The organism is Betaproteobacteria bacterium (assembly GCA_016194905.1).
In the GTDB taxonomy this organism is placed as follows: domain Bacteria; phylum Pseudomonadota; class Gammaproteobacteria; order Burkholderiales; family JACQAP01; genus JACQAP01.
Genome location: JACQAP010000008.1, coordinates 66,474 through 91,332, shown reverse-complemented (window position 1 = coordinate 91,332; position 24,859 = coordinate 66,474). Strand labels below are relative to the sequence as shown.

General features: G+C 61.7%; 15 protein-coding genes. 4 read left to right on the top strand and 11 right to left on the bottom strand.

What is annotated here, in order from left to right; all coding sequences use genetic code 11:
* Positions 1-190 precede the first annotated feature (190 nt).
* The 3 genes from HY067_03880 to HY067_03870 all read right to left on the bottom strand — a co-directional run bounded on the left by HY067_03880 (position 191) and on the right by HY067_03870 (position 3,343).
* Complete coding sequence (locus HY067_03880; GenBank protein ID MBI3527085.1) at positions 191-1,009, bottom strand: CoA ester lyase; 819 nt, start codon at positions 1,007-1,009, stop codon at positions 191-193.
* Positions 1,010-1,059: 50 nt separating this feature from the next.
* Positions 1,060-2,238, bottom strand: a complete 1,179-nt coding sequence (locus HY067_03875; GenBank protein MBI3527084.1) for a CoA transferase — start codon at positions 2,236-2,238, stop codon at positions 1,060-1,062.
* A gap of 73 nt (positions 2,239-2,311) precedes the next feature.
* Complete coding sequence (locus HY067_03870; GenBank protein ID MBI3527083.1) at positions 2,312-3,343, bottom strand: aldo/keto reductase; 1,032 nt, start codon at positions 3,341-3,343, stop codon at positions 2,312-2,314.
* Positions 3,344-3,494: 151 nt separating this feature from the next.
* Between HY067_03870 and HY067_03865 the strand changes: the two genes are divergently transcribed.
* Complete coding sequence (locus tag HY067_03865; GenBank protein ID MBI3527082.1) at positions 3,495-4,424, top strand: 2-dehydropantoate 2-reductase; 930 nt, start codon at positions 3,495-3,497, stop codon at positions 4,422-4,424.
* Positions 4,425-4,522: 98 nt separating this feature from the next.
* On the top strand, positions 4,523-4,807 hold the full coding sequence (locus HY067_03860; protein ID MBI3527081.1) for a hypothetical protein: 285 nt from the start codon (positions 4,523-4,525) through the stop codon (positions 4,805-4,807).
* A 76-nt stretch (positions 4,808-4,883) separates the two neighbouring features.
* On the opposite strand, the gene HY067_03855 is transcribed toward HY067_03860, so the two are convergent.
* The 6 genes from HY067_03855 to HY067_03830 all read right to left on the bottom strand — a co-directional run bounded on the left by HY067_03855 (position 4,884) and on the right by HY067_03830 (position 17,797).
* Positions 4,884-6,356, bottom strand: coding sequence for an acetamidase/formamidase family protein (locus HY067_03855; GenBank protein ID MBI3527080.1), 1,473 nt, complete (start codon positions 6,354-6,356; stop codon positions 4,884-4,886).
* Between the two features lie 457 nt (positions 6,357-6,813).
* Positions 6,814-7,158: a GNAT family N-acetyltransferase gene (locus HY067_03850; protein MBI3527079.1), complete on the bottom strand. Its 345-nt coding sequence runs from the start codon at positions 7,156-7,158 to the stop codon at positions 6,814-6,816.
* Positions 7,159-7,172: 14 nt separating this feature from the next.
* Positions 7,173-10,103: an EAL domain-containing protein gene (locus HY067_03845; protein ID MBI3527078.1), complete on the bottom strand. Its 2,931-nt coding sequence runs from the start codon at positions 10,101-10,103 to the stop codon at positions 7,173-7,175.
* 701 nt (positions 10,104-10,804) lie between these two features.
* Positions 10,805-11,476, bottom strand: a complete 672-nt coding sequence (locus tag HY067_03840) for a response regulator transcription factor (GenBank protein ID MBI3527077.1) — start codon at positions 11,474-11,476, stop codon at positions 10,805-10,807.
* 57 nt (positions 11,477-11,533) lie between these two features.
* Positions 11,534-17,095 (bottom strand): GAF domain-containing protein, encoded by a 5,562-nt coding sequence (locus HY067_03835; protein ID MBI3527076.1) that lies wholly within the window; start codon positions 17,093-17,095, stop codon positions 11,534-11,536.
* Between the two features lie 183 nt (positions 17,096-17,278).
* Positions 17,279-17,797 carry a PaaI family thioesterase gene (locus HY067_03830; GenBank protein MBI3527075.1) on the bottom strand — a complete coding sequence of 173 codons (519 nt, stop codon included), beginning with the start codon at positions 17,795-17,797 and terminating at the stop codon, positions 17,279-17,281.
* Positions 17,798-17,923: 126 nt separating this feature from the next.
* Between HY067_03830 and HY067_03825 the strand changes: the two genes are divergently transcribed.
* Positions 17,924-19,183 (top strand): MFS transporter, encoded by a 1,260-nt coding sequence (locus HY067_03825; GenBank protein ID MBI3527074.1) that lies wholly within the window; start codon positions 17,924-17,926, stop codon positions 19,181-19,183.
* A 225-nt stretch (positions 19,184-19,408) separates the two neighbouring features.
* On the opposite strand, the gene HY067_03820 is transcribed toward HY067_03825, so the two are convergent.
* Entirely contained in the window at positions 19,409-21,121 is a 1,713-nt protein-coding gene (locus HY067_03820) for a hypothetical protein (protein MBI3527073.1), read from the bottom strand.
* 260 nt (positions 21,122-21,381) lie between these two features.
* Positions 21,382-21,900, bottom strand: coding sequence for an Lrp/AsnC family transcriptional regulator (locus HY067_03815; protein ID MBI3527072.1), 519 nt, complete (start codon positions 21,898-21,900; stop codon positions 21,382-21,384).
* Positions 21,901-22,066: 166 nt separating this feature from the next.
* Here HY067_03815 and mdeB point away from each other — a divergent pair, with 166 nt between their 5' ends.
* Positions 22,067-24,757, top strand: coding sequence for an alpha-ketoglutarate dehydrogenase (gene mdeB, locus HY067_03810; protein ID MBI3527071.1), 2,691 nt, complete (start codon positions 22,067-22,069; stop codon positions 24,755-24,757).
* Positions 24,758-24,859: the final 102 nt, after the last annotated feature.

Genomic DNA, 24,859 nt, shown 5'->3' with positions numbered 1-24,859 from the left:
GGTCTTGGGTGTCATTGTTCCGATCTCATTCTGAAGGCCAAAAAAAATGCATTTGCCACAGAGGGCACAGAGGAAAACAAAAACAGAGGGAAGAAAATAATTTACCCCAGGATATCCTGTCTCTTGGGCCGGTTCCCATGTTCGTTTTTTGCCGTTCTCTGTGTCCTCTGTGACCTCTGTGGCTAAAGGTTTATCGCGAAGCCCCAATCCTGCGCCGCGCCGCTTCGCGGATGATCTGTTCGGCTTTGAGAATGACGGGACGATCCACCATGCGGCCATCCAATGCAACCGCGGCGCCTTTTGACTCCGCGGCAGCCGCCACTACGCGCCGGGCCCACGTCAGTTCATCAGCAGTCGGCGCGAACGCCGCATTCACATGTGCAACCTGCTTGGGATGAATGCATAGTTTGCCGCCGAAACCCATGCGCTTCGCCCGGCGCGTATCGGCGGTCAGTTGCGCCGCATCGTCCAGCGCCGTGCAAGGTCCGTCCACCGGCGGCTGAATTTCAGCGAGGCGTGATACCAGCACCATCTCCGACCGGTAGTAAGCCAGCTCCTCGCCTTCCCCGTCGATGCCGAGGTCCATCTGAAAATCCAGCGTCCCGAACATCAATCGTTGTACGCCGGGGCCGGACGCAAGTGCACGGATATTGGCGAAGCCCTGCGCGGTCTCGATCTGGGGCAGCAGGAATTTTCCATCATCGGCGCAAATCGTCTGGAGCGCGCGGTCGATGCGTTCCGCCTTCGGCAGAATGATACCGGCCACGCCCGGGGCGCGGGCCAAGTGCAGATCATCGCGGAACCATTCGGTCGTGTCCGCATTGATCCTCAATACCACCGTCCTATCGTATGACAACCAGTTCTTGATCGCCGTGCGCGCCTCGATCTTCTTCGAGGGCGGCACGGCGTCTTCGAGGTCGACGATCACCATATCGGCCCCGGCTGAACAGGCCTTGTCGAAACGGTCCGGACGATCGCCTGGAACGAAAAGATAGGACCGCGCGATCATCTGCTGCACCGCTGCTGCTTGAATTGATGAAGGCATAGACGGCGCCCGCGTCAGATCACCTGCCCGGCGCGCAGCCGCGCGATCTCGAATTCGCTGTAACCGATCTCTTCGAGTATCGCCGTGGTGTGCTCGCCGATCGCCGGAATCGGATCCATGCGCGCATTGAAGCTTTCCGGCACACCCGGAGGCCGCATCGCGAGAATTTTACCGTTCGGCGTGTCGACTTCGGCCCAGCGCTTGCGCGCTTCGAGTTGCGCGTGTTCCCACACCTGGCGCATGTCGTTCATGGCCGCATTGCCGATCTGCGCGTCATCGAGCCGCTTCACGACCTGCGCGGCTGTCAGGCGCGAGAACGACTCGACGATGATTCCATATAATTCCTGCCTGGCGGAGGATCGGCGCGGACCCGTCGAGAAACGTGGATCGGTTTTCAGTTCCGGTTTCTCCAGCGCCTTGTCGCAGAAAATCGCCCACTCGCGCTCGTTCTGAAGCCCAAGCATGACCACATTGCCGTCGCCCACGGGAAACGGTCCGTACGGGTAGATGGTGGCATGCGCCGCGCCGGCGCGCGCGGGCGGTTCCGCCCCGTCATAGGCGTAGTAGAGCGGGAAGCTCATCCACTCCGCCATGCTTTCCAGCATCGACACGTCGATGCGGCATCCCTGCCCGGTCTTGCCGCGCTGGATCAATGCCGCGAGGATGTTGGTATAGGCATACATGCCGGCGGCAATATCGACGATCGAGCAGCCGGCCTTCGCCGGTGCATCGGGCGTTCCCGTAATCGAGAGCAATCCCGATTCGCTCTGGATCAGCAGGTCGTAGGCTTTCTTGTCGCGATAAGGCCCGTCGGCGCCGTAGCCGGAGATGTCGCAAACGATCAGGCGGGGGAATTCGTCCTTCAGCATCTCGTAGGAAAAACCCATGCGGGCCGCGGCACCCGGTACGAGGTTCTGCACCAGCACGTCAGCGTTCTGCAGCAGTTTGCGGACGATCTTCCTGGCGTCCTCCTGCTTCAGGTCCAGCGTGATGCTTTCCTTGGATCGATTGGTCCACACGAAGTGCGAGGCCAGGCCGCGCACCCGCTCATCGTAAGCTCGCGCGGGATCGCCCACGCCCGGACGCTCTATCTTGATCACCCTGGCGCCGAGGTCCGCCAGTTGCCGTGTGCAGAAAGGCGCGGCAATCACGTGTTCAAGAGCTACAACGGTTACTCCATCCAATGGACGCATCTATCCGATCCTCGTTACCAACCAGAACAAATCATTGTTTTTCAGAGTTCAACGTCAGGCCGACTGCAGCAATTCAAACCGGCGCCGGATTGAGTTCGGGAAAGCCGCGTTGATGCCAATAGGGATAAGCCGGTGTCGTGGCGCTGGCGGCATCCAGTTTTACAATCTGCGCCGGGGTCAGACTCCAGCCGGTTGCGCCGAGGTTCTGGCGCAATTGTTCTTCGTTGCGCGCGCCGACGATGATGGTCGCCACCGATGGGCGTTGGAGCAACCAGTTGAGCGCGATCTGCGGCAGGGTCTTGCCCGTCTCCCGGGCCACTTCGTCCAAGGCATCGACCACTTTGTAGATATGCTCGTTCGCAACCGGCGGGCCTTTGTCGTTCGAGAGCTTGCTCTGCAAGCGCGTGGTTTCCGGCAACGCTTGTCCGCGGCGCAATTTGCCCGTCAGTTTGCCCCAGCCGAGCGGACTCCAGATGACGGTGCCGATTTTCTGGTCGAGGGCCAGCGGCATGAGTTCCCATTCGTAGTCGCGTCCGACGAGGCTGTAGTAAGCCTGGTGGGCGACGTAGCGCGCCAGGCCGTATTTTTCCGAAATCGCTAGCGACTTCATCAGGTGCCAGCCGGAAAAATTCGAGCAGCCGATGTAGCGGATCTTGCCGGCGCGTACCAGGTTGTCGAGGGTCAGGAGCACCTCTTCCATGGGCGTCCTGGCATCGAAGCCGTGGAGCTGATACAGATCGATATGATCCGTTCCCAGCCGCCGCAGACTCGCTTCGACGGCTTCGGTCAGATGGAAGCGCGACGAACCCAGATCGTTCGGACCCGGACCGGTGCGAAAGGTGCCTTTGGTGGAGATGAGCACCTGGTTGCGCCGGCCCTTGATCGCCTGTCCGAGGATTTCCTCCGCCATTCCGTTCGAATAGACGTCCGCCGAGTCGAACATCGTCAGGCCGGCCTCGAGACAGACATCGACAAGCCGCGTGGCTTCGGCTACATCGCTCGCACCCCAGGATTTGAAAAACTCATTGCCTCCGCCGAAGGTGCCGGTACCCAGACTCAACACCGGAACCTTGAAACCCGAACCACCAAGCTGCCTGAATTCCATCGATCGTTCCTCTATCTGGCCACAGAGCCGGGTTGTGAACTATGCAGAGTCGGATTGTAATTCAACGGCACGCGCCAGGGCCCATCGAACGGCGCCGCACGCGAAACGCCATAGTTCATTAGAATCGCCGGACAGAAAAGGAGAACTACGCATGAAGATAGCCGTAGTCGGTTGTGGTGCCATGGGCAGCGTCTACGCGGCGCTGCTTGCCGATGTGGGGCACGAAGTGTGGGCGATCGACAACTGGAAGGAGCACGTCGACGCGATTATGACCAATGGCTTGCGCGTTGAAGGCGCATCCGGAGACCGCACCGTGCGCGTGAATGCGACGATGGATGCCGCGGATGCGGGACCTTGCGATCTGGCGATCCTGGCGACCAAGGCGATGCACGTCGAGAAGGCAGCGAAGTCGATGCAGCCGCTGTTGCATCGGGACACGGTCGTGCTTTCGATCCAGAACGGACTCGGCGGACCGGACAGCGCGGCGAAGGTCCTCGGCCGCGAACGCGTACTCGTCGGTGTCGTCGGCGGCTTCGGCGCATCGATGAAAGCGCCGGGCCATGCCCATCACAACGGCTGGGAACTGGTTCGTCTTGGCGAACTCGCCGGGCCGATCTCGCCGCGACTGGAAGCGGTGGCCGAAGTCTGGCGCTCCGGCGGATTTCGCGTGAAGTGTTTCGACGACATCGACCAGTTGGTATGGGAAAAACTGATCTGCAATGTCTGCTTCTCAGGACCCTGCGCCGTGACCGAGCGCACCATTGTCGAAGTGATCGAGGATCCGGACACCTGGAAAGTGGCTTCGGGATGCGCGACCGAGGCCTATCAGGTAGCGCGTGCACGCGGCATCAGGCTCGACTTCGACGACCCCGTTGCCTATGTGCACGCCTTCGGCATGAAGATCCCGAAGGCGCGGCCGTCGATGCTGCTCGACCACATGGCCGGACGGATGTCGGAGATCGAGGCGATCAACGGCGCGATCCCCGCAGCCGCAAAAGCCGTCGGCATCGCGGCACCCTTTAACGAAGTCATCAGCGCCCTGGTGCGGGCGAAGGAACGCCGGATGGGCGTGAGAAAGTAGTCTGGTGCGTTCTGCGCGCCGGGAAGTACCCCGCAGCATCTTGCCGCTTTCTTCCTGTAAAATCTCCCAGCCAGTGACTGCACTTCGAGGAAAACGTCATGAAATTCTTCAGTCTCCTGTTCGCTGCCCTGCTTTACCTGTTCTCGAACGCTTACGCCGCGGATCCCGAATTCAACGGGCAATGCACGATGGGCATGGCGGAAGGAAAGAAACACGCCACCGACTGCTCCATCCTCTGGGTCGGGCCCGATGACAAGCTTTATTGCTTCGCCAACCAGGCGGCCAAGCAGAAATTCCTGCAATCGCCCAAGGAATATCTGACGCGGGCGCAGGCCTTCTGGGAGGATCCGGAAAACCTGAAGAAGCTCATTCGCCGGGAATAGCCATCCGCGACTGATTTCACGAATTCCGTGAAAAAAGGGCGCCGCGAGGCGCCCTTTTCGTTTCCCCCAGCCTGGTTCAGAAATCGCTGCGCCCCGCGAACAGCCCTTTCTTGACGATACCGTGCACACCCCAGTTGCCATCCACCACCTGGGTGATGCCAAAGTCGACGCCGACCGTCATCAGCGAGATGGCTTCGTCCTCGGTAAGCCCCTGTGTCGTCATCAGGAAATGGCGCACCTTGCGGAATGCGTCGCGCATTGCCAGGTCCACGGATGATTTCGAGTAGATCTGCGATTGCGCTTCCGGGCCCAGCTCCTCGAGATAGTTGGCAAAGCTGAATCCGTGCAGCACCCATTCTTCCTGGGTTTCCAGTAGGGGGTACTTGAGATCTTCGAGCGTCGTGCCGGCGAGCGTCGCCTTCTTGTGCAGGATCAACTGGAAGGTGCCAGTCAGCGAGGATTCGATTGCCGTCCCGCACAGTTCCGAATCGCCCTGCGATGCGTGCGGATCGCCTACCGAGAACAGCGCGCCGCTCACCTGTACCGGGTAATACATCGTGGCGCCCTTGCCGATGCGCCAGTTGTCGATGTTGCCGCCGAACGGCCCCGGCGGAATCGAGTCGACGATGTCCGCTTCTTTCGGTGCCAGGCCGATGACGCCGAAATGCGGCCGCACCGGAATGCGCACGTCCTTGAGGATGCCGTGATTCTCCTTGACCAGGCTGTGGTCCACCGGCACGCCGGGATAGTCGATGATGCTGTGGACGACGCCGAACGGATCGGTCTGCGCTACCCACCGGTAGTTGTAGACCGCTTTCGCCCAGCTGCGCTCCTTGGTCGAGTCCACTTCGTAAACAGTGATGACTTCGCGTTTCTTCGGTTCTTCGATCAAGTCGTTGTAGTGGAATCCCCACCAGGCGGCGGCATTGATGCCGAAGCTCTTGCCCTTGTACGCCGGATTGGCGCACGGCCGGTGGCTGACATCGACGATGCGCACTTCGAGAATGTCGCCCGGTTCCGCGTCCTTCACGAACACCGGTCCGGTGCAGATATGTACGCCGAATCCTTCGCCGGCGCCGCGTCCCTTGATAGACGCGTCCATCGGACCCGCTCCGCGGCGGTTGACGTTCTTTTTCTTCTTGTCCCAGTGGAAGATGCTCTCGACGCCCGGATCGCCCTTGATCAGGCGGTCGTAGTCGTCGTAAGCGTGATGCGTGATGGCTTCGACGGTCACGAAATCGCCGGAGTCGACGGTCACGACCGGCTTGAGCTTCTTGCTGAAGTATCCCCAGTGCACGGTCTTGTCCGTCGCAGCCACATAGTAGTGGTTGCGTACGCCCGTCTTGACCGGATCGAGGCCCTGCGCCTGTGCGGTCGACACATAGGGGATCGACATGGTTGCCGCCGACACCGCGGCACCGCCGGCGGCGAGCGTTCCCCAGACGAAGTTCCTGCGGCTTGCGTCGATTTGCGGCGACTCCTGCGCTGCGGTGGATGTTTCCTCGGCAGCGTGGTCGTGATTGCAGGAACTGGCGTGTTGCTCGGACATGAATCCCTCTTCAGGAAAATGACGGGCACCGGGAAAACACTCCGGGCAAACCGGAAGAACGCGGGGTGCCGAACCGACTGTCCGGCATTCACATCGCAACAAGCGCGCCATCGCAACGCGAGCAGGCCGCTCTTTCGGGGGTGAGGTTTCCCCGAAGGAAACAACGAAATCAATCTATGACTTGCAGAGGGTCGGCGAGCGGATTTTTCACGTGGCGCAAAATGGGGAAGCAGCACGCGGCACCGATTTTGCGCATGACGACGGCCTGAGCGCCTGACTGTTGTGCATCGGGGCCGCGGACGATTGCGGTACCGCCGTCAATCCGATCGAACCATATTGTTGTCAGAGACACAGCAGCGCGGCGCCGGCGGCCAGCCGGACCGGCGCGTGCCTCGTTGGCAGGAATTCCTTTTTTGGGGGATCAAACGGAAGCCGCGTGTGCGGCGACAACTGTCGCCTAGGTCGCCGGTTTCCAGGAACTGATCAGGATAGGTTTGCCGGTCAGTGTGCGCAGATGGGAGAGCAACGCCGTGGAGATTCCACGATTGCGATGCGGAATCCGCACATAGACGTGCCGCACCAGGGTGAAATCGGCGACATCCTGGACGCCCATCACGCCCAGAAACTGGCCGCCTTCTTCGTAACCCCAGAAGACGACATGGCTGGCGACTTCGCGGCGCAGCTCCGACATGTACGATTCCGTCCAGCCGTCCAGCGGAACAGGACCGCGGCAGGTTTGCGCAGCCTCGCCGATGATCTCGAGGATTGCCGGAAGGTCTGCGTCGGTACAAATGCGAATCATGGTCCTCTCGGCTCCTATCGCATGCTTGGCGTACGTGGTTCGGATTCGGCGGCGGAGTGTTCGTCGCGCGGCAATGACCGCACGTTCCGACCGCTCCTTCTTGCCGGCCCCGGGACGCGCAATTGCCGGCGCTCGCGCACCATCTGCACGAAGTTCCCGGCACTGACCGGAGCCGAGAAGTAATATCCCTGCATCTCGTCGCAGCCGTTCGCAGCCAGGACGGCAAGCTGTTCCTCGGTTTCCACGCCCTCCGCGACCACCTTCATGTGCAGGCCATGAGCCATGGCGATCACGGTGCGAGTGATCACCGCATCGTCGGGATTGGCCGTAATGTCGCTCACGAAGGATCGGTCGATCTTGAGGCCGTCGAGCGGAAAGCTCTTGAGGTAGCTCAGGCTCGAATAGCCGGTGCCGAAATCGTCCACCGACAAGCGCACGCCCAACTGCTTGAGCCCGCACAGCATGCCGGCGGCGTGCTCGGCATTGCGCATCAGCACGCTCTCGGTAATCTCGAGTTCGATCAATCGCGGATCGATGCCGGACTCCGACAGGATGCGCTGAAAGCGCCGGTCCAGACCGGGCTGCTGCAGTTGGCGGCCGGACAGGTTGACGGCGACTGGGACCGGCACCAGTCCATCCGCGCTCCAGGCGTTGATCTGGCGACAGACCTCGGCAAGCACCCATTCCCCGACCGGCGCGATGAGTCCGTTGTCCTCCAGGATGGGGATGAAGCGGGCGGGCGGGACCAGTCCGGACTCCGGATGATTCCAGCGCAGCAGCGCCTCCGCTCCGGTGATGTCGCCGCTGGCGAGATCCACCTTCGGCTGGTAATGCAGCAGAAACTCGTTGCGTTCGAGCGCCCGTCGCAGCCGGTTCTCGATGGACAAGCGATCGATCGAACGGGCGTTCATCTCCGCCTTGTAGTACTGAAAGCAGCTTCGCCCCTGCTCCTTGGCCAGATGCATGGCCACATCCGCATTCCCGATCAGCACGTCCGGATCGTCGCTGTCGAGCGGGCTCAGGGAAATGCCGGCACTGACGGTAACGAAGATCTCGTGACCGTCCAGATCGAAAGGCCGTTCCAGGGCATGCATGAGCTTTTGCACGATGGCCGAAGCATCGTCCGCGGAACCCAGATCGGAAAGAATGATCGCGAACTCGTCGCCGCCCAAACGACCGGCCGTATCGCCGTCGCGCAGGCTCTCCTTGAGCCGGACCGCCACCATCTGCAGCAGCCGGTCGCCCTCCGCATGGCCGAAGCTATCGTTGACGAGCTTGAAGCGGTCCAGGTCCACGAACATTACCGCGACGCCGCTGCCGTATCGCTTGCAATGGGCCAGCGACTGCCGCAACCGGTCGTAGAACAACAACCGTTTGGGCAGCCCGGTCAGGCTGTCGTAGTGGGCCAGGTACAGCAGACATTCCTCCGTCTCCTTGCGAGCGGTGATGTCCTCGGCGATCCCGGTGACGAGCATGACCTTGCCGCACTCGTCCAGCACCGGAAAAGCGCGGTCGTGGATCCAGCGCAGGCTTCCATCCGGGCGAACGATGCGGTATTCGTGATCGAATCTGCCGGTGTCGCTTTGACGCACGACGCCCGCCACGCGTTGCCGATCATCGGGGTGCACCGACTCGATCCAGTCGAGCGGGTTCGCCAGTGTCTCCTCGACGCTACGCCCCCACATCTGCTCATAAGCGGGACTTACGTAGATGACACGGGTGCAGCCCGGTTCGGAGATCCAGAACACTTCCGGAATGCTGGAGGCGAGCAGCCGGAATTTCTCCTCGCTGCCGCGCAGCGCCCATTGCGCGGCCTCGCGCTCGGTCTCGTGTTGCATGCCGGTGAGCGCAAAGGAGATGTTCGCCGCCATCTCCTCGAGCAGTGCCACCAGATCGTCGGTGAAGAAGCCGACCTCGTCGCCGTGCAGATTGAGCACTCCGACACAGCGGCCGCTCCTCGTCAGGGGAAGTGTCGCCATCGACTTGACTCCGGCGGCGCGGGCCTGGTCCGCCCAGGGTCCTATGCGTGCCTCGGCGAAGTAGTCGTTGACGACGTAGGACTTGCCCTCGCGCAGTACCGCGCCCGAGAAGCCCCGTCCCTCGGGAATTTCCGGGTCGACGGAAACCCGGATCGGCGGACAGCCACGGCTGGCCGGACCATCGGTGGCAATCTGGCGGACCCAGCCGGTCTGCTCGTCCAGCAAGCCTATCCAGACCAGGCAAAAGTGGCCGTACTCCACGGCGCCGCGGCACACCTCATGGAACAGCGCTTCCGGCTCGCGGATATGAAGCAGGGCACGGTTGGTGTGCGACAGCGCCGCATAGAAGTCCTTGCGCCGCGTGATTTCCTGTTCGGTCCGCTTCTTGTGAGTGATATCGCTCGCCACGCCGCGGTAGCCCCGGAACCGTCCGTCCGCATCGATCACGGGCTCGCCGCTGATTGCGATCCAGCAGGCGGATCCGTCCTCATGCGTCCGTCGGTATGCGAAATCACGGAACGGCTCATGCGCGTGGCAGGCTGCCTTGTGCGATTCCCAATCCGCGGATGCAAGATCTATCCCCGGCTGTTCCCATCGCAGGCGTCCCAGAGCGCTGGCGTCCGCAAACCCGGAACGCGTGAACAAGCCGGTGGACAGGAAAGTGAAGCGCAACTTGTCGTCCTGCTCCCAGTACCAGTCCGACGACAGGTTTGTCAGGTTGCGGAAGCGTTCTTCGCTCTCGCGAAGCGATGACAGCGCCCGCCGCGCACCCCGCTGCGAGCATGCGATCGCCCAGCACAGCGACGCGAAGGCCGCAACCAGGATGACGAGCAGAACCGCCGAGGAACCCCATAGTTGATGCACACCGGTTTCGCGCCAGTGCTTCAGCATCAGCAACCCGACGACAAGAACAGCAAGCAGGAAACCGAGCAACGCCGGGCGCGCGCTGCCGCCCTGGCGTGACATTGCAGTCGCCGGCAGTCTCGGCATCATCGGCAGCACGGATAAATCAGCGCATTGGCAACGGCATCGCTGCGGACACGCGCAAGCGTACCCGCGACAGAGTGTCCCGGGATGCCGTGTTCCAGGCGCAACGCCGTCCTTCGAATATTCATCGTTACTGCAGAATTGGAAGAGTTCGGTTGCGCTACCAGCACCTCAAAAAAAACGGCTGGACCGCAGGGGAACAGCCCAGCCGCTGGATAACCGAACAGCGGGCCCGAAGGCCTTGTTCGGGGGAGGAAACACGAGATCAAGGACGCTGCCGCCTTGCTGCTCCGTGGCGATGCCACCGGCGGGACGGGATTCCGTCCCTGTGCGGCCACAATGGTTCGGTGCCTGCTGCATCGTCGCTACTCCAGCAATCCTTCGGATCCGGGGCAGCGGCGCTTGCACTGTTCGAACATCGTTCGACAACGGGCCAGCACGCGCCACGGATGATGCACAGTGTCGTCCGCGGCGTGCGCCGGGGCCATCGGCAGCAAGCAGGATTTTTCAGTGCTCAATCTTCCGGAGGTCCGCCTATGGACAGCGGGATAGAAGGGAGTGCCTCTTTAGGGATAGAAGCCCGCCGGCGATGCATGCCGGTCGTCTGCCTGCGCTTTGCTGCCACCCTCGCCATGGCAGGCCAGGAAGGCATCTTCGCGGCCGAGACGGATATCCGCCTCTCAGAGCTTGATCAATCCACGCTTGGCGGCGAGCGATACCGCCTGGGTGCGGCTGGTAACGCCGAGCTTCTCCAGGATGCTCTTGACGTGAGTCTTCACGGTTCCCTCGGTGATGAGCAGCGTGCGGGCGATCAGCTTGTTGCTCTTGCCATCGGCCAGCAACTCGAGTATCTGCTGCTCGCGCTGGGTAAGACGCTCGCCGCTGACCTGGGAGGCAAGCTTGGCTGCCAGGGCCGGCGGGATGTAGGTCTCGCCCGCATTCACGGCGCGGATGCAGGCGAGGAGATCCTCCCTTGGCGTGTCCTTCAGCAGGTAGGCCTTCGCGCCGGCACGCATGCCGCGATAAATGTCCTCGTCACCGTCGTAGGTGGTCAGGATCAGGATGCGCGCCTTCGGTTCGATCGCCCGGATGGCCGAGATGACCGAGACGCCGTCCATCTCCGGCATGCGCAGATCGACGAGCGTGACGTCGGGCCGGTGCGCCTGCCATAAGGCGCACGCCTGCTTGCCGTTGTTTACTTCGCCCACCACAGTCATGTCCGCCTGGCGGTCAATGATGGCGACCAGCCCCTCGCGCACGACCGCATGATCGTCGGCAAGCAATACGGTGATCTTCCTGCCGGTATTCGCCGAGGCGGCGTTCAATGTGTTTCTATTTTTATCTGATGTCATGATGCTTCAGGTCTCGCTGTCTCGCTTGTTGTTGTTTATTCTTTGTACCCGCCGGACTCAAAGCTCCAGCGTCAGAACGACTTCGGTGCCTTTGCCGGCGACGCTGTGCAACTGGAGATGCGCGCCGATGGCTGCGGCGCGCTCATGCATTCCGATCAGGCCGATCCCCTCGCCTGCCGCCGTGGCGGGATCGAAGCCCGTGCCGTCGTCGCGCAGGGTTAGCGTGACCCGCGAGTCTTCATAGGCAAGCACGGCTTCGAACCGCGACGGATTGGCGTGACGGATGGCGTTGGTCAACGCCTCCCGGCCGATATGGAACAAGTGCTCTTCCCAATCGGCTGGCAGCGGCCGCGCCACGCCCGCCACCGAAACGCGGGCGCGGATGCCGGTCCCGGCGGTCATGCGGTTGAACAATCCCTCGAAAGCGGTGCGCAGATCCGCGTCCTCCAGCGCCAGGGTCTTCAGTGCATGGACGGAGCGGCGCGCTTCTGCCAAGCTCTGTCGCGCGAGATCCGCGGCGCTTTGAATATGTCCCCGGGTCTCCTTGCTGCGCCGGCGGACGAGTGCGTCGGTCGCCGCTTCGAGCTGGATGATGACGCCGGTAAAGCCCTGGGCCAGCGTGTCGTGAATGTCGCGCGCCATCCGGTTGCGTTCTTCCAGCACCGCGGACTTGCGTCCGCGGTCGCCCAGACTGGCCAGGTGCAGCGCAAGCGCGACCTGATGCGTAAGCGCCTGCAGCAATTCCAGTTCGCCCGGCACGGGCACGTGCTCGCGGTCAAAACGCACGGCGAACCGCGCCAGCACGCGTTCTCCCACTCTTACCGGAATCGAGATCGCCGATTGCGCGCCGAGGGCAACCAGCGCTCGGCGGAGCCCTTCGGGAAGCCTGTCGGTGCTTGAAACATCGGTGTACACGTGGGGAACGGCGCTTTCGAACTCGGCCTTGAAGGCAGGATCGCCGCGACAGGCTTCCAGGGCCCGGGCAAGACCCGAGGTGCCCAGTTCCTCGGCAGTCTGGATCACGCCGTTCCGGTATGAGAGGTGCGGACGAATGGTTCCACTCGACTCGTCGATCAGCAGCAGCACGCTGCTGTGCGCATGCAGCGGTTCGGCGATGGCGGCCAGCACGTGCTCCAGGAACCGGTCCAGCTCCGGTTGCGAGGCGAGCACCGCGAGAGACTCCTGCAGCACGCTGTTGGCCTTGGCGAGTTCCGCGGCACGGTCGTGCGCGGCCTGTTCGCGTTCCTCGAGAACGGCGGTCTGCTTGGCCTGCTCGCCCAGACGTGCGAGTTGCAGCGATAGTGTGGCTTGCAACGCGAGCGCTTTCACCAGTTGCATCTCCTCGGCGGAGAACCGGCGCTCGTCGGCGAAGCGCACCGCCAGCGTGCCTATGGACTCGTCGCCGAAGACAAGCGGCACCAGCAGGACGGTCTTGATCCCGAGCTTGTGTGCCCACGAACGGACCCGCTCGTAACGGGGCGACGTTGCAATGTGATGAGAGTCCAGCACCAGCGGTTCGGCGTTGTTTCGGTTCCACGTCTGCCATTCCTCCTGCGCGAGCTTGCTCGGCTCGCCGCCGGGATGATCGATCTCCGCACCCCTTTGAAAAACGCCCAGGTGATAGTTGAGCACGACCCGGCCGACTTCATCGTCCGACCCGGCCATCCACAGTGCTCCCCCAATCCCGCCCAGCCGTTCCACCAGGATCTTCAGCACCTGGGCGACGAAGGCATCCGCCGCTGCATCCTGACGGATCGACTCCAGGGTCGTGCTGATCACCGCGGCGTGGGCGCGCGCAAGCTGCTCTGCACGCTGGCGCTCGGCGATCTCATTGCGCAGTACCTCGTTGAGCGTTTCCAGCGCAGCCGCCTGCTCGCGCGCGGCCTGTTCGCGTTCCTGGCTGACGGCCGCCTGTCGGGCCAGATCCGCCACCCGCGTGACCTGGACAAGAAGGGTCGCCTGTTGTGCCAACACACGAGCCAGTTCGATCTGCTCGGCATCCGGCTTCTGTCCTTTTGTCAGCCGCGCGAGATAGCAGCCCACCGATTCGCCACCCGCCATCATCGGCACACTCAGGATCGAGTGGACGCCTTGCGCCCTGAAGTACTCGCATACGCTCGAGTGGAACCCGTTCTCGGGTGAAACTACGGTGAGGGACACCCGGCCGTCCAATATCCTGCTCTGGAAATTCGATCCGGTAATGGGAATCGGCACCCGCGAGTGCGGATGATCGGATTCGCCGCCCGGGATGATCCGCCCTCCTTCGCAGGTCATATGCATGCGCGACATTCCGGCCGGAATGTCGTACAGCCAGAGTGCCGCCGATACCGCGCCCAGTTGCTGCGTGATCGCGACCATGACATGTCCGAGCGCGGCGTCCAGGGACGGTTCGGAGGCCAGGCGGTCGAGTGTGCGGGTGAGCGCATCGTTGGTCAGTACCAGTTGCGCGACGCGCTCCTGCGCCGCGCGCTCGCGCTCCTGGCTGATGGCTGCCTGCCGGGCCTGCTCCCCGAGGCGCGCCAGTTGGATTGCGGCCGCCGCCTGATGCGCGAACACCCGCGCAAACTCGACGTGCTCCTGCACCGGCAATGACGCGTGATCGAAGAACAGCGCCATGAAGCCCAGCGGTTGATCGCCGACCAGCAGCGGCACGGGCAGGATCGCGTGGTGTCCCATCGAGCGCTGCCACTCGAGCGCGTAGGGCGGTGTGTGGTAGTCCTCGTCGTCGTAAGAAAACCAGGAATAACCTCCGGTTTCGGCGATCTTGTTCCATGCCTTGGAGGAGAGCGCCGGAACGGGTTTGCGCCAGATTTCGAAGCGCGGATCCTTCGCCACATCGACCGGTGCGCCGTCGCGCACACACCAGGCGAGCGAAAGCGTGTCGGTACGCTCATCGTGCAGGAAAATTGTCGCCATCCTCGCCTGCGCCACATTGCCGGCTTCGCGCAGGATGTGTTCCAGCAGCGGTGTCAGGTCCTGGACGCCGACCAGCTTCGACAGGGTGCGCTGCAGAGCCGCGTTGGCGCGATCCAGCTCGCCGACGCGCTGCTGCGCGGCACGCTCCCGTTCCTGCAGCGCCGCGGTCTGCAGTGCGGTTTCGCCGAGCCGTGCGAGCCGTACGGCGAGCGTTCCCTGCAGCGCAAGCGCCTTGCCGAGCTCGAGATCGTCGCGGTTGAATTGCCGTTCCACCGGGAAGCGGACGGCAAGCACGCCAAAAGCATCGCCGCCGAATAACAGCGGGAATTGCAGCACCGTCTTCACGCCTTGCCGGCTCGCCCATTCACGGTAAGGAGCGTAATCAGGACTGGTCCGCATGTACTCCGCGTCCAGAATCTCGGGTTCCGCGGTCTGTGCCGTCCAGCCGCTGGAAGGATGCGGAACTTTCTGCGGCACGCGGGCGGGATGGTCCGATGCCTGCCCGGGTAGGACCCGTCCGTCCTGGTAGTGCAGATAAGCCAGCACCGTGCCGGGCACACTGCCGGGCACGGAGAACGTGCCGCCCATGCCGCCCAATTGCTCGACGATGGTCTTCAATACCTGCTCGATGAAGGCTTCCAGCGTGGGTTCGCGCGTGATCGACCGCAACGTATCCGTGATCAGCGCGGCGTTGGCGCGGACCAGTTGCTCGGCTCGCCGCCGCTCGATCACTTCCGCTTGCAGTGCCGCCTTTGCGGCGACCTCGGTCGTAATGTCGGTATGGGTGCCCAGCATGCGCAATGGCTTGCCGTCTTTATCGCGGCTGACCGCCATGCCGCGGGCGAGTATCCATTTCCAGCTTCCGTCCTTGCAGCGGAGCCGGAACTGCACGATGTAGTTTGCAATCCTGCCTTTGAAATAATCGTCCAGGGTGGCAAGCACCCGTGGCTTGTCAGCCGGGTCGAGATGCGCCATCCATTCCGCGCCGCGATTCTCGAACTCGTCCTCCGCGTAGCCGATCATCTCCTTCCAGCGTTTCGAGAACAACGCTTCGTCGGTCTTGACATTCCAATCCCAAACTCCGTCGCCGGCCCCTTCCAGCGCGAAGCGCCAACGTTCTTCGCTGTTACGCAGCGCCCGATCGGCCTCCGCCAGCCTGGCCGCCTGTTCGCGCGCCGCTTTCTCCTGCGCTTGAGCGACAGCGGCTTGTTGCGCCTTCTCGCCCAGACGCTTCAACTGCAGCGCCAGCGTGGCCTGCTGCCCCAGCGTCATCGCGAGCTGCAATTCTTCCGGCGTGTATTTGCGGTCGTTGCTGAAGCGCAGCGACAGCCCGCCCAGCGATTCGTCTCCGAACATGAGCGGCACCAGCAACACGCTCTTGATTCCCAGCTTGTTCGCCCATTCGCGATAGGGCGCGTAGTTGGGATTGGTCTCGATGTAGGACCGGTCATACACCAGCGGCGCGGCGTTTCGATTGTTGACCCAATGCCGCGAGACATCGTCAGGCAGGCGCTGCGGAACGCGGCCGGGGTGCGCCATGTTTTCCCCGTCGTCGAACTCGCCCAGGTAATAGTTGAGCACGACCTGCGCGCGGTCCGGTATTTCGCTCGGTATCCACAGCGCCCCGCCTATGGCGCCGAGCTGCTCCACGATGGTCTTGAGCACATTGCGGATGAATCCATCGAGGCTGGATTCCGTCGTCAAGGACTTCAGCGTGGTATTGATGACCGCGCCATGAGTGCGCAGCATCTGTTCGGCGCGCTGGCGTTCGCTGATTTCCGCCAGCAACGCTTTGTTGGTCCGCGCGAGTTCGGCCGCCTTCTCCCGCTCCGCAGATTCGCGTTCGCGCACCGCGGCGGCCTGTTGGGCTTTTTCGCCCAGTTGCGCAAGATGCAACGCCAGCGTTGCCTGCAGCGCGAGTGCCTGGGCGAGCTCCAGTTCGTGCGGACGGAACGTTCTCACGCCGATGAACCGCACCGCAAAATTTCCGATCAGTTGATCGCCGGAAATCAGTGGCAGCATCAGTACCGTTTTGATGCCGCGCCGCGAGTAGTAGTCGCAATAGACGGCCCATTCCGGCTCGTCGGCCGCGGAAGCGGCATCGAACACGATCGGACGCGAATCACCGTTTTTCCATCTTTCGATCAGTTGACGCGGGATCTTCTGCGGCGAGCGCCCCGGGTGCTGTGCGTCTTCGCCGCGCACCAGTTGTCCAGCTTCATAGTTCAAAGCCAGGCGCTGGGTCCCGGATACGTTTTCGCTCCTCCACAAAGCGCCTTCCTGGCCGCCCACCTGCTGCACAATGGTCTTGAGCAACGGTCCGATGAATGCGTCGAGGCTCGGTTCCGTCGTCAGCGACGCCAGGGTGGTGGTGATGACCGCGATCTGGGCGCGGGATACGCTATCGACGGCCGCGGGCTCGAGCGGAATTGTGCGTCGAACGCGGCCGACCTCGACTGGTTCCGCGCGCAAGGATTCGTTGACGCGTGCCAGCTCGTCGACACGCGCATCCGCTGCTCGTTGCCGTTCGCGTAACAAGCGCAATTCCTCCTGCGACTGACCGGCCTGCCCGACTTCGACAGAAAGCTCGCGCGCACCAGCGGGTGCCGGCGGCGGGCTTCCTCCCGGCACAAGACGGGACGGCGCCGCTGCGTCCTCGCGATCGTGCTTTTCTTCTGGTAGGCTGCGACCAGGCTCCATCAAGTGGGCCCCTCCGAGCAGACCAGGGCCGTGATCAACGCCTGTCCGGTAGCGATTCAGTCACGGCAAGGGAAATGCGGCTCTGGCAATCATGGCGAGTCGACCGCCAAGGTCACAATATCCCTTTCGAGAGAGTTTGCAACCTTCCTAAAGATGTGCGGCGCGAGGTAACGAGGCGCGGAAATCTCAGGTTGGTATCTGAAAAATCACGCAGGTCGTCGTGCCGTGCGCGTAGAGTTTCCCGTCCGGACCGAACAGCCGCCCTTCCGAAGTCGCCACCTGCCTGCCGGGATGGATGACCTTGCCTTCGGCGCGCACCGGGCCGGTTTGGTCGGTCATCGGCCGCACCAGATGGACCTTGAGCTCGGCGGTCGTGTAGCCGTAACCTTTCTTGAGCGTGGTCTGTATCGCGCAGGCCATGCACGAATCCAGCAGAGTCGCTGCCCAGCCGCCGTGAACCGTACCGATCGGATTGTAGAAATCGAAGGTCGGCGTGCCCTGAAAGACCACCCGCCCTTCTTCCGCTTCCATCAAGAAGAAATTCAGCGTTTTTCCGATCGGCGGCAACGGCAGCACGCCCGAGGCGATGTCGCGCAGAAATTCCAGCCCCGAGCGCTTGCGCATTTCCTCCAGCGGGCTCACGCCGGGATTGGTCACGCGCATCGCGACTTCTTCTTCCAGCTTGGTCCAGGCTTCCACAGTCATTAGATCTTCCCCCCGATCGTACGATCGACGCGTTCTGTGCGAATTTAGCACGACTTGTCCGCGGCCATTCAAATGTGCCGCGCCACCTGACGGTACACTGCGCGGACCTGCCGGCACGTCGCATATATGAACATCAAAAAAATCAGCGCAACCCACGGCGTCCTCGCGATGTTGTGCCTGATGTACTTCATCACTTACGTCGATCGCGTCAATGTCAGCACGGCGGCGGCCGCCTTCAAACAGGAACTCGGGCTCAGCAACACGCAGGTCGGACTCGTATTTTCGGCCTTCGCCTATCCTTACCTCGTGTTCCAGATCGTCGGTGGTTGGTTTAGCGATCGCTTCGGCGCGCGCCGAACCCTGTTCATCTGCGGTGTCGTCTGGGCGGGCGCCACCATCCTGACCGGTTTCGCGGGCGGACTGGCTTCGATGCTGGCCGCGCGGGTGCTGCTCGGCCTCGGCGAGGGCGCCACTTTTCCGGCCGCCACCCGCGCAATGTCGCACTGGACGACGGCCTCGCAGCGCGGTTTCGCGCAGGGCATCACCCACGCTTTTGCGCGCATCGGCAATGCGATCACGCCGCCGATGGTCGCCTGGCTGATGATAGTGCTGACCTGGCGGGGTTCGTTTTTCGTGCTGGGCGCGGCGAGCCTCGCCTGGACGGTCGTCTGGGTGCTCTATTTTCGCGACGATCCGAAGGACCATCCCGGCATGACGCAGCACGAACTGCAGATCCTCCCTGCCTATACTGGCGGCCGCACAGGCCAGCCGGTTCCATGGGCAAGGCTGATGCGGCGCATGGCGCCGGTCACCCTGGTGTATTTCTGCTATGGCTGGACGCTGTGGCTGTTCCTGAGCTGGATTCCGATGTACTTCCTGCAGCGTTATGGCATGGACCTGAAGCAATCTGCGATCTTTGCCTCCGGCGTGTTCTTCGCCGGCGTGGTCGGCGACACGATCGGCGGCATCGCAAGCGACTGGCTGCTGCGCCGGACTGGCAGCCGCACTGTCGCCCGGCGCAACCTCGTGGTGTTCGGCATGCTCGGCGCGATGCTGTCGCTGCTGCCGCTGCTGTTCACGCGGGACCTCGCGGTCGCGGTGATGTGTCTGAGCCTGGGCTTCTTTTTTGCCGAACTGACCATCGGCCCCATGTGGGCGATCCCCATGGACATCGCACCGCAATTCTCCGGTACCGCAGCCGGATTGATGAACGTCGGCTCGGCTTTTGCCGCGATCGTCTCGCCGGTGGTGGCCGGCTGGATCATCGATACCACCGGCAACTGGAATCTGCCGTTCGTCGGATCGATGGTGTTGATGCTGCTCGGTGCGGTAATGGCATTCGCGATGCGGCCCGAGCAGCCGTTCCAGGAAGAAGGTGAAAGCTGAAAGGTTAAAGGGGAAAGTGGAAGAGCAAAGGGCCGGGACTGCACTCCGTATTTACTTGTAGAACTTTAAGACGCGACCGGATAGATAGTGTCGGAGCGTACACGAATTGACCGGAAGCGTTTCGTAAACGTGGCCGGCAACTGTCGACCCTCTGCAGACATTCAGCCCCGGGTTTTGAGCGGCAGCAACACAGAAAAACCGGTCGATCGCGAAGGTCAGCGCATTCTACGACTCAAGGACAATGCCGAAAGTAGAAAGCACCTCGTTAAGTGCCTTGTCGCACTCTGCCGCTAACTGAGTGAAATGCGAACGGAAGCTACCGTGCTTGACCCGCGCCTCAATTTCGGCCTTCCTCCTTTTGTCAGTTGTCGCGTGGCCTTTTAGTTCAGTCCGCAGGCCGTGGACTTTCTGCATGGGTGCCACAGCAGCTTTTGCCTCTGTTTCGCTCCGCCCTTTCGCGACCAGTACTTCCTGCATGACCTTGAGCGGTCCCCAGTTCGGGTCAAGTTTGCGCCCAGCCACTTCAGCCAGCGCTCTCAGGGGTTTACCGAGGAAGCCTTCGACAAGGAACTGATCGAGCGCCAAGATTTCGTCTGCCCACTCCTTCGGGGAATCCGTCGCCGGATACCGTGTCGCGTCGGACAGTGCTTCGCCCCTTGGTTTCCACCATTCAGGCGGCGATTTATCGAGTCGGCGGATCGTATGTTTCAGGGCGTTCAGCGGGTCATATGCGGTGTCCCACTCGCCCAGAATATCGGTTTGGTGAGCGCGCTCGGATATCGACCCCTGCGGCCATTCGTTGAAGGATTGCCAGTAGAGCTGTTCTTCATACGGCAGGGCTGCCAAGTAACCGATGTACGAGTGCACATGGCCAGCCTCATTGATGTCAAACGTTTTAAGGTGCCACGCGCTCCGGGACGTGATGCTTCGATCCTCTAATGTAAATCTTTCGGGATCGGCTTTAAAACGGAGCAAGACTTCCGGCCGGAAGAAGGCCGGGGACAACTCCCACGGCAGATCAGACTTCTGAAAGTAGTTAGACAGGAATTCGGGGGCGCAGGAGGTCTCGACGTTGGTTTTGTTCTTGCGGTCGTAGATCTTGAATATCGCGTACTGGCGCTTCTTTGGGTCTTCCTCGTCTTTCCATGCTTCTACCAATTCATCGACGGTGACTCTAGGCCTGACGATGATGGCTCCGTTCGCAAAGCTACCTTGACCATCCTTGCCCCCGTGATAGAACAGGTCAGGCTCATCCCTCTCGTATCGATCAATCTCGCCCCAGCCGCCAAAGGCTCCCCACCTTACACGCGTAAAATCAAACCTGAGGACCAGAGACGTTTCCGACAGCGCCATGAACTTGTCCAGATCCTTGCGAAGGATCGTGACCACGTCCAAGCCTTCCCACACCTCGGCTGACTCGCGTTGGATGATTTTGATCACATCCTCGATTTCGCCCCGACGATCAAGCCTGCAATACGCTTTGCGTTCGGGTACGAAGTAGAGGTCCAGGCTGTGTACGAGCTTTTGACTCAATTCGATAGGCGAAGGGCCTTGTTGTACTCCATCAAATGACCGCCGGTAAATCAGCTTCTCGCCGCCCTCGAATGATTTGCTACCCCATGAACTGAGAGGAGGTTCTAGGTATATGCGGTGCCCTTGCCCGCCGCCCCAAACACGTTGAATGGCCCAGCAATCGTCAGCCATCGGAAAAGAACCATGTTGCAAATCGTGTCCGTCCGGTGGCGTAACTTTGGAGGTTGGCGCAAGCACCCCATGGACCAAGACAGATTTCGCACTGGCGTAGATCACCAGCTCGTCGTTTTCAGCATTGACTTTCAGGTAGGACACCGAGTCCTCTGCACCGGCGAGCCATTCCGCTGCACCCTGATCGGGGCATTCTGTGAGAGCTTCCAACTCTGATTTCTTAAAGCGTCTCATGGACGATACGTTCGGTGTTTGTCTTTGTAAATTTTCGTCGTTCTGGCCGTCCGTGCCTAGCAGTCGTGTGCGGTCGATGATAGTCGAAGACGAATGGCTCATGTCAGTCTGAATGGTGTCTCTCACTTAAGCATGCCCGAGCAGCAGCTTCTGACTGGTTCCTGCCTTTGATGGAACAAAACTCTTGACCACATCGGGCGCTGTATGTGAAATCAAGTCGCGACTACTACAATTTACTTTTACCTTTACCCTTTAAGCTTTCACCTTTTCCCTTTCCCCTTAGCGCCCGGTTTTCGCGCGACCGCTGCCGAGGGCAGCGGCAACGCCGTCTGGTACTTCACCTGCTTCAGTGCGAAACTCGACTTGATATTTCCCACTCCGGGCAGTTTCGTCAGGAACTTGAGGATGAATTCTTCCAGCACCTGGATGTCCGCCACGACGACACGTATCAGGTAGTCGGCATCGCCGGTCATCAGGTAGCACTCCATGACTTCGGGCCGGCCACGGATGGCGTTTTCGAACCTTTCCAGCGCGGATTCGATCTGACGTTCGAGCGTGACCTGGATGAATACGCTGACCTTGAGGCCGACGCGCAACGCGTCGAGCAAGGTAACGTAGCGGCTGATATAGCCGGCTTCTTCCAACGCGCGCACGCGGTTCAGACAAGGCGATGGCGACAGCCCGATCGCTTTCGCCAGCTCGACGTTGGGTATGCGCGCGTCTGCCTGGAGCAAGCCGAGAATTTTCCAGTCTATCGAATCCAGCTGCAATTCCGGCATTTAATGCTTTCCAGAATGTCAATTTCGAATAATTATGCCTTAAATATGGATTTTTCATGTGCAAAACGAAACCCTGTGCTTTTCGAATCAGGGTAGCATTCCGCCTTGCAGAAAATGGCAGCCGGGTTGCTTGAGTCCGGCCACCGCCTAAGCGAGGAGCCAAGCAATGACCGATCTTTCCGACATCAGCGTTTCCGGCCTCTGGCGCGTGCTCGCGCAGGATCTCGACCCGATCGAGACCAGGGAATGGCTGGATGCCTTCGACGCCATCGTCGAGAACGAAGGCGCGGAGCGGGCGACTTTCGTCCTGAGAAAGCTGCTGGACCACGCGCGCATGGTGCGCGTACCGATGCCGCCGGTGCTGAATACGCCTTATGCGAATACGGTCTCGCTCGCCGACCAGCCGCAGTTTCCCGGCAATCCGGAAATCGAGTCGCGCATTTCCGCGCTGGTGCGCTGGAATGCACTGGCGATGGTGGTGCGCGCCAATCGCGCGAATTCCGAACTCGGCGGTCATATCGCTACTTACGCCTCGTCCGCCGATCTGTTCGAGGTCGGCTACAACCATTTCTTCCGCGCCGGCCAGGATGGCGACGCCATTTATTTCCAGCCGCACTCCGCGCCCGGCGTCTATGCGCGTGCCTACATGGAAGGCCGGCTTCCCGAAGAAAGCCTCGACAACTACCGTCGCGAGACCGGCGGCAAAGGCCTGTCGTCGTATTGCCATCCGTGGCTGATGCCCGAGTTCTGGCAGTTTCCCACCGGTTCGATGGGCCTGGGCTCGATCACTTCGATCTATCAGGCGCGCTTCATGCGCTATCTCGAAGACCGCAACATTCTGGAAACCAAGTCGCGCAAGGTATGGTGCTTCGTCGGCGACGGCGAGATGGACGAGCCCGAATCCATCGCCGGGCTGGCAATGGCGGCGCGCGAAGGCCTCGACAATCTGATCTTCGTCGTCAACTGCAACCTGCAGCGCCTCGACGGCCCGGTGCGCGGCAACGGTTCGATCGTGCAGGAACTCGAGGGGCTGTTCGCCGGCGCCGGCTGGAATGTCGTCAAGGTCATGTGGGGCTCGGACTGGGACCCGCTGTTCGCGCGCGATCGCGACAACGTGATCCTCAAGCGGTTGCACGAAACCGTCGACGGGGAATTCCAGAAATACGCGGCGACCGACGGCCGTTTCAATCGCGAAGCTTTTTTCAGCAAGTACCCGGAACTGCAGCAACTCGTCGCGGACATGTCGGACGAGGACATCGACCGGCTCAAGCGCGGCGGCCACGATCCGATGAAGATCTACGCCGCCTATCACGCGGCGGTGAACCACAAGGGCCGCCCGACCGTGATCCTGGCCCAGACCAAGAAAGGTTACGGCATGGGCAGCGCCGCGCAAGGCAAGATGGCCGCGCATCAGGCCAAGAAGCTCGAGGACGATACGCTGCTCGCGTTCCGCGACCGTTTCGCACTGCCGCTCAGCAACGAGGACGTGCACAACCTGCGCTTCTACAAGCCGGCGGACGACAGTCCGGAAATGAAATACCTGCACGCGCGCCGCCAGGCGCTCGGCGGCTATGTCCCGGCGCGCAAGCCGAAGGGGGAATCCCTGCCTGTCCCGGAACTTCAATCCTTCGCACGGCTGCTCGAAGGCTCCGGCAACCGCGAGCAATCGACCACCATGGTGTTCGTGCAGATGCTGTCGCAGTTGTTGCGCGACAAGGCCATCGGCAAGCACATCGTGCCGATCGTCGCCGACGAAGCGCGCACCTTCGGCATGCAGTCCCTGTTCCGCCAGGTCGCAATCTACTCGCCGCACGGCCAGCTCTACGAACCGGAAGACAAGGACGAACTGCTTTACTACAAGGAAGCCAAGGACGGACAGATCCTGGAGGAAGGCATCACCGAGGCCGGCGCGATTTCTTCCTGGATCGCCGCCGCCACTTCCTACAGTGCGCACGGCGTGCCGATGCTCCCGTTCTACATTTTCTATTCCTGCTTCGGCTTCCAGCGCATCGGTGACCTGGTCTGGTCGGCGGCGGATTCACGCTCGCGCGGATTCCTGCTGGGCGCCACGGCCGGACGCACCACGCTGTCCGGCGAAGGCTTGCAGCACGAGGACGGTTCCAGCCACATCCTGTTCTCTACGGTGCCGAACTGCGTGGCCTACGATCCGGCCTTCGGCTACGAAGTCACGACCATCGTGCGCGACGGTATGCGCCGCATGCTGGAAAACCAGGAAGACGTGTTCTATTACATCACCGTGATGAACGAGAACTACGTCCATCCCGCGATGCCGGCGACCGCGCAAGAAGGCATTCTGAAAGGAATGTACAAACTTCGCGAGGGCAGGAGCAAGAAGGGCGCGCCCACCGTGCAACTGCTCGGTTCCGGGACCATCCTGCGCGAAGTCATCGCTGCCGCGGAACTGCTGGAGAAAGACTGGACCATCGCCGCCGATGTGTGGAGCGTAACCAGCTTCACCGAACTGCGCCGCGATGGCCTCGGCGTCGAGCGCTGGAACCGCCTGCATCCCGATGCGCAGCCGAAACAATCCTGGGTCGAGCAAAGCCTGGCGAAAACGTCGGGACCGGTCATCGCGGCCAGCGACTACATGCGCGCCCTGCCCGACATGATCCGCACCTGGGTGTCGCGCAAGTATGTCGTGCTCGGCACCGACGGCTTCGGCCGCAGCGACAGCCGTGCCGCGCTGCGCGACTTCTTCGAAGTGGATCGCAACCACGTTGTCGTTGCCGCGCTCAAGGCGCTGGCCGACGAAGGCGCGATCGATCGCAAGATCGTCAGGCGCGCGATCGAGAAATACGGCATTGCCGCCGACCGGCCGAACCCCTGGGACGTGTAATGCGGATCGCCCGAGGCCGGTAGCAGCGGAGTCTCCTCGTTGGGATGGCAATATGCTAGGCACCTGGTGTCCAGCATTCTTATGTACTCCACCAGCTTTCGA

Excerpts from the sequence above, each read along its gene's own strand:
- HY067_03875 (MBI3527084.1), bottom strand. The coding sequence starts at position 2,238 with ATGCGTCCATTGGATGGAGTAACCGTTGTAGCTCTTGAACACGTGATT.
- HY067_03845 (MBI3527078.1), bottom strand. The coding sequence starts at position 10,103 with ATGTCACGCCAGGGCGGCAGCGCGCGCCCGGCGTTGCTCGGTTTCCTG.
- HY067_03860 (MBI3527081.1), top strand. The coding sequence starts at position 4,523 with ATGAAATTCTTCAGTCTCCTGTTCGCTGCCCTGCTTTACCTGTTCTCG.
- mdeB (MBI3527071.1), top strand. The coding sequence starts at position 22,067 with ATGACCGATCTTTCCGACATCAGCGTTTCCGGCCTCTGGCGCGTGCTC.
- HY067_03865 (MBI3527082.1), top strand. The coding sequence starts at position 3,495 with ATGAAGATAGCCGTAGTCGGTTGTGGTGCCATGGGCAGCGTCTACGCG.
- HY067_03855 (MBI3527080.1), bottom strand. The coding sequence starts at position 6,356 with ATGTCCGAGCAACACGCCAGTTCCTGCAATCACGACCACGCTGCCGAG.
- HY067_03870 (MBI3527083.1), bottom strand. The coding sequence starts at position 3,343 with ATGGAATTCAGGCAGCTTGGTGGTTCGGGTTTCAAGGTTCCGGTGTTG.
- HY067_03840 (MBI3527077.1), bottom strand. The coding sequence starts at position 11,476 with ATGACATCAGATAAAAATAGAAACACATTGAACGCCGCCTCGGCGAAT.
- HY067_03825 (MBI3527074.1), top strand. The coding sequence starts at position 17,924 with ATGAACATCAAAAAAATCAGCGCAACCCACGGCGTCCTCGCGATGTTG.
- HY067_03880 (MBI3527085.1), bottom strand. The coding sequence starts at position 1,009 with ATGATCGCGCGGTCCTATCTTTTCGTTCCAGGCGATCGTCCGGACCGT.
- HY067_03815 (MBI3527072.1), bottom strand. The coding sequence starts at position 21,900 with ATGCCGGAATTGCAGCTGGATTCGATAGACTGGAAAATTCTCGGCTTG.
- HY067_03850 (MBI3527079.1), bottom strand. The coding sequence starts at position 7,158 with ATGATTCGCATTTGTACCGACGCAGACCTTCCGGCAATCCTCGAGATC.
- HY067_03830 (MBI3527075.1), bottom strand. The coding sequence starts at position 17,797 with ATGACTGTGGAAGCCTGGACCAAGCTGGAAGAAGAAGTCGCGATGCGC.
- HY067_03820 (MBI3527073.1), bottom strand. The coding sequence starts at position 21,121 with ATGAGACGCTTTAAGAAATCAGAGTTGGAAGCTCTCACAGAATGCCCC.